The 15,529-nt window shown below is 41.3% G+C and carries 11 protein-coding genes and 1 pseudogene; 5 read left to right on the plus strand and 7 right to left on the minus strand.

What is annotated here, in order from left to right; genetic code table 11:
- Positions 1-9 precede the first annotated feature (9 nt).
- The gene (locus tag L1D46_RS01945) at positions 10-1,182 is read right to left on the minus strand and encodes an efflux RND transporter periplasmic adaptor subunit (protein ID WP_130050206.1); all 1,173 of its coding nucleotides are present in this window, start codon (positions 1,180-1,182) and stop codon (positions 10-12) included.
- Positions 1,183-1,447: 265 nt separating this feature from the next.
- Here L1D46_RS01945 and L1D46_RS01950 point away from each other — a divergent pair, with 265 nt between their 5' ends.
- Positions 1,448-3,958, plus strand: a complete 2,511-nt coding sequence (locus L1D46_RS01950; RefSeq protein WP_239976667.1) for a zinc-dependent metalloprotease — start codon at positions 1,448-1,450, stop codon at positions 3,956-3,958.
- A gap of 54 nt (positions 3,959-4,012) precedes the next feature.
- Here the strand turns inward: L1D46_RS01950 and L1D46_RS01955 are convergent, their stop codons facing one another.
- The gene (locus tag L1D46_RS01955; protein WP_239976668.1) at positions 4,013-4,627 is read right to left on the minus strand and encodes a PQ-loop domain-containing transporter; all 615 of its coding nucleotides are present in this window, start codon (positions 4,625-4,627) and stop codon (positions 4,013-4,015) included.
- A 271-nt stretch (positions 4,628-4,898) separates the two neighbouring features.
- Here L1D46_RS01955 and L1D46_RS01960 point away from each other — a divergent pair, with 271 nt between their 5' ends.
- The gene (locus L1D46_RS01960; RefSeq protein ID WP_239976670.1) at positions 4,899-6,035 is read left to right on the plus strand and encodes a hypothetical protein; all 1,137 of its coding nucleotides are present in this window, start codon (positions 4,899-4,901) and stop codon (positions 6,033-6,035) included.
- A 1-nt stretch (position 6,036) separates the two neighbouring features.
- On the opposite strand, the gene L1D46_RS01965 is transcribed toward L1D46_RS01960, so the two are convergent.
- The 5 genes from L1D46_RS01965 to L1D46_RS01985 form a co-directional block, all read right to left on the minus strand.
- On the minus strand, positions 6,037-8,859 hold the full coding sequence (locus tag L1D46_RS01965; protein ID WP_239976671.1) for a hypothetical protein: 2,823 nt from the start codon (positions 8,857-8,859) through the stop codon (positions 6,037-6,039).
- Between the two features lie 85 nt (positions 8,860-8,944).
- Positions 8,945-9,187, minus strand: a complete 243-nt coding sequence (locus L1D46_RS01970; protein WP_239976672.1) for a hypothetical protein — start codon at positions 9,185-9,187, stop codon at positions 8,945-8,947.
- Positions 9,188-9,265: 78 nt separating this feature from the next.
- Positions 9,266-10,798: a PH domain-containing protein gene (locus tag L1D46_RS01975; RefSeq protein ID WP_130050198.1), complete on the minus strand. Its 1,533-nt coding sequence runs from the start codon at positions 10,796-10,798 to the stop codon at positions 9,266-9,268.
- On the minus strand, positions 10,791-11,324 hold the full coding sequence (locus L1D46_RS01980) for a PH domain-containing protein (RefSeq protein ID WP_130050197.1): 534 nt from the start codon (positions 11,322-11,324) through the stop codon (positions 10,791-10,793). The genes L1D46_RS01975 and L1D46_RS01980 overlap by 8 nt, the downstream gene beginning before the upstream one ends.
- A 68-nt stretch (positions 11,325-11,392) precedes the next feature.
- Positions 11,393-12,244 carry a D-hexose-6-phosphate mutarotase gene (locus tag L1D46_RS01985; protein WP_138599104.1) on the minus strand — a complete coding sequence of 284 codons (852 nt, stop codon included), beginning with the start codon at positions 12,242-12,244 and terminating at the stop codon, positions 11,393-11,395.
- A gap of 328 nt (positions 12,245-12,572) precedes the next feature.
- On the opposite strand from L1D46_RS01985, the gene L1D46_RS01990 reads away from it, so the two are divergent.
- The 3 genes and pseudogenes from L1D46_RS01990 to L1D46_RS02000 all read left to right on the plus strand — a co-directional run.
- A complete protein-coding gene (locus L1D46_RS01990; protein WP_130050195.1) occupies positions 12,573-13,058 on the plus strand; it encodes a MarR family transcriptional regulator in 486 nt (161 codons plus the stop codon).
- A 105-nt stretch (positions 13,059-13,163) separates the two neighbouring features.
- Positions 13,164-14,483 (plus strand): porin, encoded by a 1,320-nt coding sequence (locus L1D46_RS01995; protein WP_130050194.1) that lies wholly within the window; start codon positions 13,164-13,166, stop codon positions 14,481-14,483.
- Positions 14,484-14,994: 511 nt separating this feature from the next.
- Positions 14,995-15,384 (plus strand): annotated as a pseudogene (locus L1D46_RS02000) (YbaN family protein); the annotation flags it as partial.
- Positions 15,385-15,529 lie beyond the last annotated feature (145 nt).

The raw sequence follows: 15,529 nt of genomic DNA on the forward strand, positions 1-15,529 counted from the left end.
AATGCTACCTTAAAGCTTTTCAACCGCTGCAGTTTCTGCATCGCTTGTCATTTCTTTCATACCAGCAATCTTCACTTCCATACCCTCTTGAGGATACTCAGGTAAAGTAAGAACCAACTGGTCATTCACTTCAAGGCCATCACTAATATAAAAGTACTCACCTTCTTCACGCACTACGGTTACTTTGCGTGGTTCAAGTTTATTCTCATCGTTAACAATCCACACTGTTTGGTTGTTCACCAAAGACTGCGGTAAACGGTAGATGTTTTGTAATGTTGCACCAGCAAAGTTAACTTGTACGTAAGCACCAAATTTAATTGGTTGCACGTCGTGCTTTAAGCCATATGGGTCATCAACACGAACTACTAGGTTGCTCATACGAGTCGCGTTATCAACAACACCTAAGTCACGATCAATTTCAGCTTCACGAGTAAAGCTGTTTAATCCTTTATTGATAATGGTCGCTTTTACGCCTTTTAAGCGTTTTGGTAAAAATACACTATCGAAACCAGCGATTGGTACGATGATTTCTGCGCTTTCAATATTATTAATTTCAGCAACTTGGCTGCCCACATTAATGTATTGACCGACACCTATTTCACGGCTAATCACAAGTGCATCATAAGGTGCTTTCACTTCGCAGCGAGCAAGGTCACGCTCGGCACGTTTTAATGCAGCTTGCGCTGATTTAACAGCGGCTTGCGCGCTTAACACTTGAGGTTTACGTAGGAATAAGTCAGTGCGCTCACGTTCTGGGTAACGTCTTGCTTCATCTTCTGCTACTTTAGCTTGTGCTTGCTCTTCAATCAGTGCCGCTTGAGCACTGGCAAGTGCTGCTTCAGCTTGTAGTACAGCCGCTTCGTAGTTATCTTTTTCGATGGTGAATAACACTTCACCGCGAGCTACGATACCACCAGCAACAAAGTTTGGATGCCAGCTCGTTACTTCACCTGCCACTTGCGAGGCAATCAAAGTACTTTCTAGCGGTTTAACTTCGCCGTAACTGTTAATGATCACTTGATGATCATCGCTTGCTACTGGCTCAACCTGCACCAAAGGACGCACATCAACTACATCCTTGTCTTTAGGCTCTTGAGCAATAGCGTTGATTGCCATAAAACCAGCAACACCAACAATTAATGCAACAAATGGTAAGATCCATTTTAATAAACTTGTGCGCATAACTTACACCTATAATATTTTAACTGGCTCTATCATACCAAAGCTGACAGAAACATTAATGCGACATTTGTAAGGAACTGTTACAAAAACGGTTAAATAAAAAATATAAATCAGAAAAATGACTTAAGAACAATTTGTTACAAACAAAACAAAAGAAATATCAAAAACTTACAACCATACTTTCACACTTGTTAACAAATAGCCTTTTATCAAAGAGTTAATTCATTAAACTTGATTGAGAAATAATTAAAGGAACGAGTTAACAATGAAAATAACAAACATTGCGCTGGCACTAAGCCTAGCACTTGCCATGAATGGCCACGCAGCCGAAGCTAAAAAAGAAGAAAAAAAGCCAAAGACGCTGGCTGAAATGATCAAAGATAAAAGCGAGTTTGCTGGTGTTTTCAGCATTTACCAAGATGCGAAAACGGGCGACAACTTAATGGTGATCGACCAATCACAACTAGATACCCCGTTTGTGTATTTTGCTCACACGGTCGATGGTGTTACTGATGCAGGTCACTTCAGAGGGGCATACCGCGAGACAAAGCTCATTGAGTTTCGTAAGTATTTTGACCGTATCGACATTATTAGCAAAACGCCACGCTATAAATTTGATGAAAGCTCTGCCCTAGCACGATCTGCTGATGCCAATATTAGCGAAGCTGTACTTGCTAGTATCAAAATTGAAAAAGAAGAAGATGGTAAAATCGCATTTAATGTTGATAAGCTATTTTTAAGTGAAGCACTTCATAAAGTGTCACCTTGGTCGAACCCAAAAGATAAAAATGCAAGCAAACGCTTTAAACTTGGTAAATTAGATGACAAAAAATCACGAATTGTTAAGCAACGACCTTATCCAAATAATCTAGATGTTGTGGTTGATTACGTATTTTCTAATGCCAACCCAACAGTACGAGGTTCAAACGCCGTAAGCGATCCTCGTAATGTTTCAATTAAAGTACAGCATTCATTTGTCGCGTTACCAAAAAATGATTATCAAGCTCGCCAAGATGACGCGCGTATTGGTTATTTCACTAACGAATTCGACAATATGACATCCGCTGATTGGGCACCTTATGAAGATGTAATCAAACGCTGGGACTTACAAAAGAAAGACCCAACAGCGGCACTTTCTGAGCCAGTTAAACCGATTACTTGGTGGATTGAAAATACCACGCCAGTTGAGTGGCGAGACACTATTCGTGATGCAGTGCTCGCGTGGAATAGCTCATTTGAAAAAGCGGGCTTTAAAAACGCCATTGAAGTAAAAGTACAACCTGATGACGCTGATTGGGATGCAGGCGATATTAACTACAACGTATTACGTTGGACTGCATCACCACGCCCACCATTTGGCGGTTATGGTCCTGCCCTTGCGAACCCATTAACCGGTGAAATCTTAGGCTCTGACATCATGTTAGAGTATGTTTTCATGAAAAACCGTTGGATGTACGACACCTTATATACCCAAGGTGCAGCTACGCTTGAAACTAGCCAAAGCAGCACAGAATTACATTGCTCACTAGGTCACAGCACTCAAGAAAACATGTTACTTGCAAAAGGCTTAGGCACAGGTGCAAGCATTGAAGACAAAGAGATTTTACGTCAAGGTTTAACTCAGCTTGTTTTACACGAAGTGGGTCATACCCTTGGTCTTAACCACAATATGAAATCATCTATCTTGTGGGATGAAAAAGAAGTTCACGATAAGAGTAAAACTCAAGGTATCGTAACTGGGTCAGTTATGGACTATGCCCCAGCAAATATCGCCCCTATTGGCATGCAGCAAGGTGATATCTTCCAAACAAAACCAGGCCCTTATGATGATTGGGCAATTGAATATGGCTATAGCCAAGCTTTAGCTGATAAAGCCGCTGAGCAGCAGCGTCTTGAAAAAATTCTCGCTCGCTCATCAGAGCATGCTTTAGCTTTTGGTAATGATGCTGATGATATGCGTGCCCCAGGCCGCCATATCGACCCACGTGTAATGATTGGTGATATGTCATCTAATCCTGCCGCTTATGCTGATGATCGCATGGATCTTATCAATAAGTTGTTTACTGAGCTTAAAGACAAAGCCACTGTTAATGGTGAGTCATACCAACAGCTTGTTACCTCCGCGAACATTTTATTTAGAAGCTACAGAACACAAGCCGGCGTAGTATCTCGTCAAATTGGTGGTGTTTATGTAGAACGTAATGTGGTGGGCGATGACAAAAATGGCGCACCATTTACGCCAGTGCCACTTGAGCGCCAGCAACATGCAATGCAAGTGTTAGCCGACAAAGTATTCTCGCCTAATGTACTTGCTAACATGCAACCGCTTTATAACTACCTGCTACAGCAACGTCGTGGTTTTAATCATTACGGTAAAAATGAAGACCCTAAACCACATGGCATGATTTTAGGCATGCAAAAGCTGGTACTGGCTCAGTTATTACACCCGGCTGTAATGCTGCGAATTTCAGACAGTGCAATGTATGGCAACGAGTACTCACTTAATCAATTTATGAATGACTTAACGACAAGCATTTTTGTAGATAGCAAAAAAGCAAATACTCTAAGTCACAATCTACAAGTTGAATATGTGAATCAGCTAATCGCGATTGCTGGTTTAGGTAAAGCGAGTAAGCACGACAACCTAGCCAAAGCTGCCGCGCTTTATCAGTTAAATCAAATTGCTGATATGAGCGTGCCATGGGGTGCAGACACCGCAGCAAAAGCGCATAAGCAATATATCGATCGCTTAATTAGTAAAGCCCTCGAAGCATAAGTAAAACAACATAAAAAAGGCTGCCAATTGGCAGCCTTTTGTTTTTTAGGTAATTTAAACCATTGCTGGGCGCGACTTATAATACTGAATACAACCTAATTGAGCGGCATTAGTTAGTAAAATCATTACAAAGGTCAGTATGTGAGACACGCTCGGTGTGGCCATTGAAAGCTCGGCAGCGAGGCCGCAGCTACCTGCAACAAATTGCAGACTAAAATAACGAGCACTTAAATTACTAATATTACCGCTTTTGATGGTTTTATAAGTTTGCGGCATAACACGAATAGAGCTCATCACTAAACCCACATAGGTTAGCCAGTTCAGCACCGTTGCTGTTTCATAATGAGGGTTAAGCAACAAACTAAAAGGCACGACCGACATGGCTAATAACCCGGCTAGTTGCATACGTTGCTTTCGCGCAGCATTGTAACGAACAAAGTAATAAAGAATCACACCACTTAGCATGCCTGTTACAACAAACGGCATGGCCATGTAAAAACGCTGGAAATACAGGTTAAAGGTGATGAAATACAAGCTTTGCGCGACACCAAAGCTCATCATTAACAGCGAAACGCCCGACACACTGCGATTTTTACGGATCTTATTTAAAAGCGGATAAAAGCTAAACGCCAAAATAAAGCATGAAATAATCGGCAAAAAGTGCGCCAAAACAGACCTCTCTCGTTACAATTTAGTTAATAAGTTAGCAGTTTATAAATCGCCCATAAAATCAAGGTAAATATTTGTTTTTTAAGCAATTTAAAAGAGTGCGGCATTGTAATGAGAGAATATTAGAATGCAATTAAGAATAAAAAATAAACAACAGTCTATTGGCAAGATATCCATACAGGCTGTTTAGAACTGATGACACTAATTACTAACTTGAATAATCAAAGTTAACTGGGTAAATTGATTAAATAGTACTCAATAGGGTAAAGCCATGAAGTCAGTTTTATATGCACTTGTTTTGAGTGCCTTTTTAGTTGGATGTAAGAGTACGAAACAACCTTCGCCACCGCCTAGTGTGGGCAGCTTACTCAACGCCGCACATTTTTCTCAAGTTGAACTAAGCGACCCTGAGCTATTTACACTCCCTGCGGATGAGCAAAAACGTTTTCTTGATTATTTTACCAAACGTCAAGGTGGTGATTTTAGAGATGACCAAATCCTTTATCACTATTTAGAAAAGAAGCTCACCAATTTTAATTACTTTAGTGCCACACTCAATGCCCAGCAGACTCTTCAAGGTCATCAAGGTAACTGTATTAGCTTGGCAATTTTGACCCATGCATATGCTCAACTAGCAGGACTTCAAACGGGCTTTCAAGCGGTCTCAAGTGAGCCTGTTTATAGCAAACAAAATAACATAGTGTATGTGTCAGGGCACTTTCGCACCAAAGTATACGCCCCTTTAAATGAGGACGATAATTACTTGGTGCCGCCAGGTACTGTCATTGATTACTTTCCTGCTCGCGGCAGTTTTTACTCTGGCCGAGCTGAGTTAAAAGACTTAATTAGCCGTTATTACAGCAACTTGGCTGCAAAAGCATTGGCCTTGCAACAATTCGATTTAAGCTACAGCTATATATTAAAAGCCAATGAATACACCCCAAATGCTGCATCACTTTATAATCTAGCTGCCGTATTACATCGCCAATCGGGTGATTTAGCTGGAGCAAAACATATTTATCAAACAGCAATGCAGTATGGCTTTAGCGATACGAATTTACTACATAATTACGCAGTTCTGGCCGAGCAACTTAATGATCAGGTTTTGGCAGAGCAACTCAATTCACAGTTAGCGATGCTTGAACAAGATCCATTCGAGTTACTGGCAACGGCAATTAACGCCCGTAACAATGGTAAGCTTTACAAGGCAAAACAACAGCTCGAAGACGCGATTGCATTAGCCCCTTATTTATCTGAACCCTATATAGAGTTAGCGATTATTAGTTATCAGCAAGGAAATGAACAAAGCAGTAAGGAATGGCTAGAAAAAGCCATTGAGATAGAAAATAAAGACGAAAAGCCAGCGCTATACCACGCCAAGCTTTTCGCCTTAAAAGACCAACACTAGGCTATAACGAGTAATAGAAGCTTAGCCAAGCCCGTAAATCATTTTCAAAGTCGTCGCCTTCTACCCGGGCGACGCCAAAATCAAGGTTTACATCGTTCAAACCTGCAGGCCCCATACCAAAGCTAAAGTCTCCTCGCCATTTTAGCCCGTAACTTTGTGCATAAACTCGGTTATCGACTTGATGCTGTTGGTAGTAAAGCCAAGGTAATGAATCTTTGTAACTAATACCCCCGCCATAGCCTTTATAGCGGTTACCTAATTGGCTAATAAACGGCAGCTCAGGGGCAACAACAAAGCCGCTTTGCGTGTCTTTATTAATTAAGTTTGACTCATATCCTCCAAGCGTAAGGTTACTGTCATCGCGATATTGCTGAGCAAAATTAACATAAACAGGAATATCAAAGGCATAACCGCTCAATACTGTGGCAAAGTTATAGCCCTGCCAATTATTCGAGTCAGCATCACCGGATAGCCACTCGGCACTTACAGACTGAGCAAAACCATATCGTTGTCTGTCATGTTGCCATTTTTGTTCAAGTCCAAACTTTAACCATTGATCATCACCTTTACTAAAATCACTGTAGTTATAGCTCAAACTCGGTGTAATACTGAGCTGCTGAAACTGCAAGGGGTAGCTCATGGCAAAATGTGCCCCTGTATTACTTATGTTCAGCGACGTTTGTGAATGGTACTGTTTTGCTGATTCGAGGTCGTAATCAAATAGCAGCGCTTTAAATTTTAAATCAAACGCAGAATACTTAGCGGCCGCGAACATCCCTTCTAGTGCTTTGTCATGTAAATCAGCACTATAGCCGGCTTGTAAATCGAGCTGTTTCAAGAAATCACTACTTTTCAGGCCAAGGGTAAGAAGCGATGATGAAGCCGAATAATACTGAGATGCCAACGAAAAGGTTGGTTTTTGCTGCCATATATCATAATTGATTGGCTCAGTTGGGCTTTGCGGGTAGATTTTCGCCTCAGGTAATACTTCGCTCGTTACCTGTCCTCGCGGTGGCGCTGCACTTTTAGCAAATTCAACAACCTCTAATCCTTGTGGTTGCTCAGCAAAATGCTTGATATTCGGCCCTTGTGCAGTGATCGATAAATACAAAAGTTCACCATTATGCATTGCCATTGGGTGCGCAACAGCTTCTTGGCCTTGTGTTAATTGGCGTAGTGAATTGCTATTAAGATCATAATGATACAAATCGAGAGCTTTATTTTTACCCGCGACAAAATAAATCCCTTTGCCATCTGCTTGCCAATTAGGTTGTGACACATATTGATAGCCTGCGGGCATAGGCACAGCGAGTGATTGCTGAGAGCTCACATCTTGTATATACAACTGCCAATTGGCATTCAATGTCGCTTTTAAATAAGCAAGTTGAGTTTTATTAGGGCTTAGTAATGGGTAGTCATAAACCGTTTCTAGGCTTTTCTCAAATAAAGGCGTAGCGACACCCGTATTGAGGTCAAGGCGCACTAGCTCTGAGAAGCCATGCTTAGTTTGCTCAGCATAAACAGTTTGCCCGTTATCACTGATACTAAAGCGGCGAAGCCCTGCATGATGCGTCAATGCGCTCACTTTTCCTGTGTCGATATCATAGCGGTATAGATCAGAAATACCTTGAATAGAGCCTTTAGCAACGGTTGTTGTGGCTGTGAAAAACAGTGTATTTTCATCTAACCACTGCGGGTTCTTTATACCCTGCCTATTAATTTGGTGAAGCACGTGTTTTTGCTTACGCTTAAAAACACTGGGGGCTTGATCAGCAATATCGACGGGATCATCATCAAGTAACGCTTGTTGCTGCTTTGCAAAATCATCGGCAGCCTGTTGATTGTCACCAGTACTGTAAATAACTAAACGCGTTTCACCATCTTTGTTTCGCTCAACGATGGCAAGCTTACTGTTATCTAAACTTAAAACAGGGTTCGAAGCATATAATTCAAGCTCTAACCAAAGCTTGCTTGTAAGTGCTTGCTCACTTACTTCTTTAGCCATTGCTTTATAGGTATACTCGGCAATAAAACGACGATAGAGACGCTCAGGAGAATTACCAAATACACCGCTGAAGGCTTCATTAAAATCACGCGATTTAACTGCTTGCATACGCGTCCAAACTGCATCAAGGGTTTGCGGTGAATGATTCTCTTCAAGCCAAGCAAGAAAGCGAGAGCCTATTAAATAAGCCATTGAGCCAGCTAAAAAACCCCCTTCGGTACTATTTAACTGGCTATATCGGGGCAATGCACCCTGCTGTGCAAATTCAACTAGTATTGCCTCTGATAGATTATCGTATAAACGGCCTCGGCCTGTCATTTTCGACTCAAGTAAGGTTGCATATCCTTCTGCAGCCCAGCGCGGCATGTCACTTTCGATTAAATCATAAATATCCCAACTATCGCGAATAGCTTGGCGCAAATCGCTACGAGTCGGTTGAGCAAGGTGCACTAAATGAATATATTCGTGCAAAATCAATAACTGCTGCCAGCTATCGGTGTTAGAAATCACGGTGTCAGATTGCGGAGGCGTTGTAAACAAGGCCATTAAAGGCTTATTCGTCACCGGCAAAGCAAACCCATTAGAAGCATTAAACGGGTCGAAAACCAGCACATCGACCACTTCATCAAGGGCACGGTTTTGCTGCTTTAATACCTTATCGCGAACAATTTCAAGCTCTGTAGCAGCAGAGCGTGCCCATTGTTGATTCTCAGTACTAAAATGCACGTTAAAGTGTTCAGTATGAATAGTTTGCCAAGTCTCTTGGCTTGAGGCATGGCCAGCGGCAAGTAACGCCACTGATAACAGAGCTTTTTTCATCACAATCCTTGATTAGCAAGTTGCTTAATTTAAGAATTAGTATGCGATGCTTTTTTAAAAGGCTGAAGTTAAAAAGTGTAAGAAATTACTCGATTTTAATCGGGCGAACCAAGTCTAACAATTGATAAATAATAAAAGTAGTCACGGCAAACATCAGGCTGCTTCTTAATGCACCGATCCCCGCGATGACTAAAGCTGCGGTTACAAGTAACGCTATTACTGTAACAGCGACACTCACACACAAGCCTTTACACTCTTGCTGAGAACGTGCATAACACAGTAAGGCAACAACACCTGAAATAGCTAAAATAGGTAGAAAATAAATCATTGAGCACCGTAGTTATTAACGTTGCGTTAGTATACCTCAATAACAATACGAATCAACGGTATTGATAATTATTTTCATTTAGAACCAGTTACGCTCGACACCTTCGATTTCATATAGCGCAAAATCAGTAAACCGCTCAGCCAACTCAGCTTTTAAGTAAGGCATTGATACTGAACCAGAAGCCAGTTGTATATACAAGCTCTTAAGCTGCGATCTTCGCATTAAGTAAGTACTAGTTGTTGTGACGCTTTGCGCTTTGTAGATTTCAAAAACACGATATTGAACACCCAACATGCCCGTTTTAAATACAGCGAAGAAACGACCGTCGTGTTGATACATTGCCATACCGGTTTTTTGATAACTTAAAAACACACCGAGCATCAAAGTTAGTCCAACCGCAACACTCCAAAGCATCGTAGCAGCATCAAATAAGCTATTGAGAATTAGTGCTGAAAGTATGGTTGGCAACATAACATATAAAAGCGTATTTTTATAAAGTAAAGCCCGCTCAGGCTTAATAAAGTTAAGCGCCGTTAAATCAACAAACCAAGGAAATAACCAACGACACACAACTTGTATTTGCTCTTTAGTTAATACCGGCATTACTAAAGTTTGTTTACTTTTATGTGCGGCAACCCCTGCGGCCATACCGCCACTACTCACTTGCGGGCAAATTAAGGTAAAGCGATTAAGTAGCCGAGCAATAATATTTTGTTTAATTTGCACACTTTGAATTTTCGAAACACTTATCGAGAGTTGCTGACGCTCAAATAAACCAGCTACACGCTTAAATTTATCATCCTGAAAATAGAGCTGAAAATTAAAAAAGCGCACTAAAGCCATAACAACAGACAGTAAAATGGCACACAAAACAATTGTGATAACCATAATTAACACGGCTATTGCAGCAGCACTACCAACAAAGGCAGCTTGCTCATTCAGTATGGCCTCTAGGCGATTTATAATGGTTTTTTCGAGATACTCAAAAATCACATTCATAAATGGGGCAAGTGCAGCCAATGCTAAAATTGCCATGTTCGACATCAAACCAAATTTAGCAATTTCACCATTGCTGATCGTTAAGCTTTGCTGCTTGTCTGTTGCTTCACTCTGCTCAATAGGCTGCAGATCTTCTTGTTGTAACTGAGCTTTAAATGCCATGACTTGTTCGCGCACTTGCTCGGCATAGCTAAGCTTTACTCCCGGGATCACAGCTTCTTGAGCACTACTCCCAGCTGCATCAAAAATACAATTAACTAAATTAACCGGCTGAAAATAAAAAGGCTCAGCAATATTTACGTTTTGCACTCGAGCAAACTTTAAGGTTAATCGCTCTTTTTTAAACACTCCTTTATTTAGCAGTATTTCGTTGTCATCAGTAATTCGGTATTTAAAATTACGGTAATAAGCAAAGGCATACAGCACTAAAACTACAGAGGCTGCGGCAACTGCTATTTGCCCCCAAAACAGCTTTTGCTCAACTTGCGTGACAAATAACACTAAAATTGGCAGTAAGTTAAGTAAGCCATCTTTTATAAAGCGCAGTGCAAAATGAACAATAAAATACAGTAGTGCCCATGGCGACACGCGTTGCCATTGTTGATTACTCATCGGCAAGCTCATTATCTTGAGTTGTTGTATTATCACCATAACTTTGCACGAACTGTCGGACATCATTACATTGTTCGTCAGTTAAACCACTGATATGTAAATCAGCACTCATGCCACCGGCACTGTAGAGTCTAAGTGTTGCCAAGCCTAACTTTCGTTCAATTGGACCGCGATGAATTTCGGTGTGTTGCACGCGAGAAATAGGTAATAAGGTGATTTGTTGCCAAATTAAACCTCGCTTAAAAGCGATATCGTGCTCTCTTACTGCAACTCCTTTGGCGCGTATACTGTAGAGGTTGTAAACCATTGATAGGATTACCAGCAATGGCAAAACCAGCAGCCAAGGTGTAGCAATAGCTTCGCTAACGGCTGGATTAAAATGCCGTACAGCTATAATCACAGCCATGAGAGGCACATAAAACAGCAACCAATTTAGTTGTACATGCCATATCGCATTATCTGCAAGTGGTTGGAATTGAATAGTTTGATGCTTTGGAAGGGTTTCTATTTGTTGATTACTAAACACGGTAATTCCTTGTAAAGGCCAGCGGTGCCGGCCTTACGTGCTAACACTGAGTTGTTATATGTTATAAATTATACCCAGCGTAGTTTTGTTGCAAGTGTGTGGCTTGCTCCAGGTGCAAGTTCAACACTGTCATCAAGGACATTAGCCGCTTCTAAACACAGCATTACGTGGTATTCGTCATCAGCAAAATTAGAAAGGCGTTTTGATTTATCAATCCAAGGATTCCAAAGCACACACGATGTTGAGTTTTCGCGTCCCACTTCAATAATGCCATCAGGTGTGATGATACGCTGAGTATCTTTCGCTTCGGTGTAAACCATGTCTGTTTCACGAGCGAACGACACTAATTCATTCTGCTCAAATGGACCTTCAGCAAATTCAATGTATTTCGCACCTTGCAAACCATCTACTTTAGTTTCTTCAATTGCAGGTGTTGGGAAATACGTGTGCAGTGCTTGAGTAAACTGTACAGTTTGGTTATCTAAGTTAGTGGTTGTTAAACGCAGTTCTAAACTAGAGGTTAATATAAACTCAGCTAACAACTTAGTTTTATAAGGCCAATACTTTTCATCAACTTGCGTCATCGGCAGCGACAAACTGATATAAATAGAATCGTCTTGCTCTTTCACTTCTTCTGCGCGCCACAAACTTGTGCGAGCAACACCATGAGCAGGCCAGCCTTCATGTTGGCTTACTCCGAACCATGGCCAACAAATCGGAATACCACCTCGCACACCTTTGCCTTCTTGGTAATCTTCTAGTTCAGAGACCCATAATAATGGCTTTTTATCGGTTGGCGTGAACTCAGTGATCTGCGCACCTTGCAGAAAAATAGTTGCGCTACAAAACTCACTAGCAACTTTAATAAATTCAAGCCCGGTTTCACTTTGCTCAATCGTAACTGATGGCGATAACTTCATAATTCGTCCCATTTAATGAAAGAAAAATCCACCATACCCAATGCAGTGGCTATTAGTAAATAATATTTAGTTATTTGTATGAATTGTTTTACTACAAAGTGATGATGTCACCTCGAGTAGCATTTTAAGTATTAACAACAATTACTCCATCTAATTTTTAAACTTTACCTTTTAATTTCTACTCTAATTAATCACCAAACACGATAATAAGCATTATCGCCGAAAATTATAAGCTACATAGTTATTATTTATTTGAACTCAATTTATTAGATGTGTAATATTTCGCGATTGCGGTTGCCTCATGCCGCCTTTTTTAAGAGACAGAAACATGCAAAAGTATGACGAGTTATTAGTGTCGCTGCGTAAAGTGATCAGAGCCATCGACCTTCATTCAAAACAGCTCAACAAAACCTCAGGCCTAACCGGCCCACAATTACTTATCATGAATGAGGTTGCACAAACCGATGGTATTACCGCCAGCCGCATCGCACAAAATGTAAACTTAAGCCCGGCTACGGTTACCAATATATTAGATCGTATAGAAAACCGTAATCTGATCACTCGTGTGCGTAGCCAATTAGACAAGCGTAGAGTTAGTTTGCATCTAACAGAAGCTGGAGAACAGCTACTAGAGCAAGCACCTCAGCCATTGCAAGAGCACTTCATCGAAAAGTTCTCAGCACTAGAAGAGTGGGAGCAAAGTTTACTACTATCATCAATGCAACGCATTGCTGCAATGATGGATGCGGATCAACTCGATGCTTCACCGCTGCTTGAGGTTGGCGCAATCACCAAGACATTAGAAGCACAGTAAAAATTAAAACTGATTGATTAATATTAATTTTCTGTGTCTAGGCTTGGGTTCAGCCTGAATATCAACTATTCTTAACAGTACCCATTCCAACACTAGCGAAAATTCATGCTTAAACTATCAAAGTTAGCCCTTGCTATAGCCTTGGGCACAACTTCAAGTCTTAGTCAGGCATCTGAAATTGATGACCTTCAAGAACAACTGCAATTACTGAAACAGCAAATGCAGCAACTGCAAAGCAAACTTGATGCTGCCGAAGCAAAATCGCAGCAACAAGCCGAGAAACAAGCGCAAATTGATGCACAAGTAGCAAAACAACAAAAGCAACTTGAGCAGCAAACAGCGGCCGTAGAAGCACCTAAAAAAGAATCTGGCATTAAAGTCGGTGGGGCTGTACGTACCAACTTCAGCCATACGTCGTATAACGATGGCAATAAAAACCGCGGTGGTGACTTCGATTTTGACATCTTCAGGCTAAATTTTGCAGGCGATGTCGGTGATGTGCAGCTTAACGCTGAGATCCGTTTTTTCGATTACATGACCGCAGTTAAGTATGCCTATGCAGCCTATGACTTTGCCGAAGACTGGCAGGTTCAGGCAGGTATTACCAAAGTGCCTTTTGGTAACTGGCCTTATAACTCACACAACTACTTCTTTGGCACCACTTATTATATTGGTCTTGAAGATGACCATGACCTGGGTGTGCTATTCAAACGCAAAATTGCTGACAACTGGCAAATTGACCTTGGCTTTTTCAAAAATGATGAACTAGGTGGCGTTGACGGCTATGTGGACGACAGAAGCGACCGTTACTCATACGACGTAGTGGGTTTCCGCTCTGCAGGTGAAGGTGTATACGCCGAACCAACCAATGCGATTGGTGAGTACAACACCTTCTCTGGTCGTTATGGTTATCACTTTGAGCATGATGGCGGCACCACCGAGCTAGGTGTTTCAGCCCTATCTGGCGGCTTACATGATGGTGAAGATAAAGCTGGCGACTACTACGCTTGGGCTGTGCACTTAAACAGCACAATTGGTCCATGGAATTTCCAACTTCAGCATGGTGAATATAACTACGATATCGACAACGTCGACCGTATGGCCGTGGGTGCTTATGCGTTTTACGATAGTATTGCCGCAGAAGCGACCATGACTAATGCTAATATCGCTTACAGCCTTCCTGTAGAATGGGGTCCGGTAACAAACCTACAGTTTTACAATGACTACGGCATTATTTATGACAAGTCAGACAACAGCGAAGATACATGGATGAATGTAACCGGTGTATCTGTTGCTGCAGGCGGCTTATTCACTTACTTTGATTTTGTACAAGCGAAAAACCAACCATTCGTTGGTGGTTCAATTGCTGGCGACAGCGATGAGACTGAAACCCGCTTCAATATCAATATAGGTTATTATTTCTAATAGTAATATACCCGCTTAATTTAGCGAGCTATTTAGAGGCAAGGAGATGTTCTCCTTGCCTTTCTTTACTTTACTCAAAAACTCACAATAATTTCACGATCTTCTTAGCTTGAGTAATAACTAGCTTAATTTATACCTTACTCCTTGATAGCCACTATGCTCATATTTCAGGTCCGTTCTGTACCTTTGCAAGCACGTTTTTCTGGCTATACAAATGTAAATCATTATTATATTGCGCCATTCTAAACATGGTTTATTGACAAAAGCTGTATGTAATTGAAGGATCGCAATTTTCTGCAGCTACATTAGGCAAAGAAGTTGAAGCTGAGCTAAAGTTAAATAATCAATGTGGTGCAAGCTACCTTGCTAAAGCCAGTGTGTACAAAAAGGGCTGTCAACTAAGTCATCTTATTGATAGCCTTGAGCTCTGTGAACAGCAACAAGCCACTTTGATAGAGGGTGCCGAGCAAGCACTGCAACGATTTAAGTTTTATCAGGCCCAACTTTATTGATGAATGTGAAAGCGGCGTTTACCGCCTATAAAAATGGCTGCTATCAATTACTCGGGTTATTGATGGTGGGTTTAGGTATCATAGGTATTGCATTACCTGTGATGCCTACAACTATCTTTTTTATACTAGCATTGGCGTGCTTTAGCCGCTCATCACCTAAGCTCTCGGCCTGGCTGCTACACCATCCAAAGTACGGCCAGCCTCTGAGGTTTTGGCAAGAACATAAGGTTGTTCCTACTCGTGCTAAGTTCTTAGCTGGTTTTGGTATGGCTATCGGGTATGCTTTTTTACTACAAAGTGCCGCACCAATTTGGGTGATGTACTTAGTGGCAGTAATTGAATTGAGCGTGTTAGCCTATTTAATTAATCGCCCCTCTGCACCAAAAAAATCAACACTCTTACAAGTTAAACTGACTACACACACCGGTTTAATGCTGCTTGCCTGTTTTCTCAGTTCGCAACTTGCTGTAGTTGCTTATCTCGCTATTCATTTCTAAAACAAAGAAATGTAAAGAACGTAAACACGCTTGTTAT

Source organism: Pseudoalteromonas sp. Isolate3 (genome assembly GCF_022398505.1).
GTDB classification, from domain to species: domain Bacteria; phylum Pseudomonadota; class Gammaproteobacteria; order Enterobacterales; family Alteromonadaceae; genus Pseudoalteromonas; species Pseudoalteromonas apostichopi.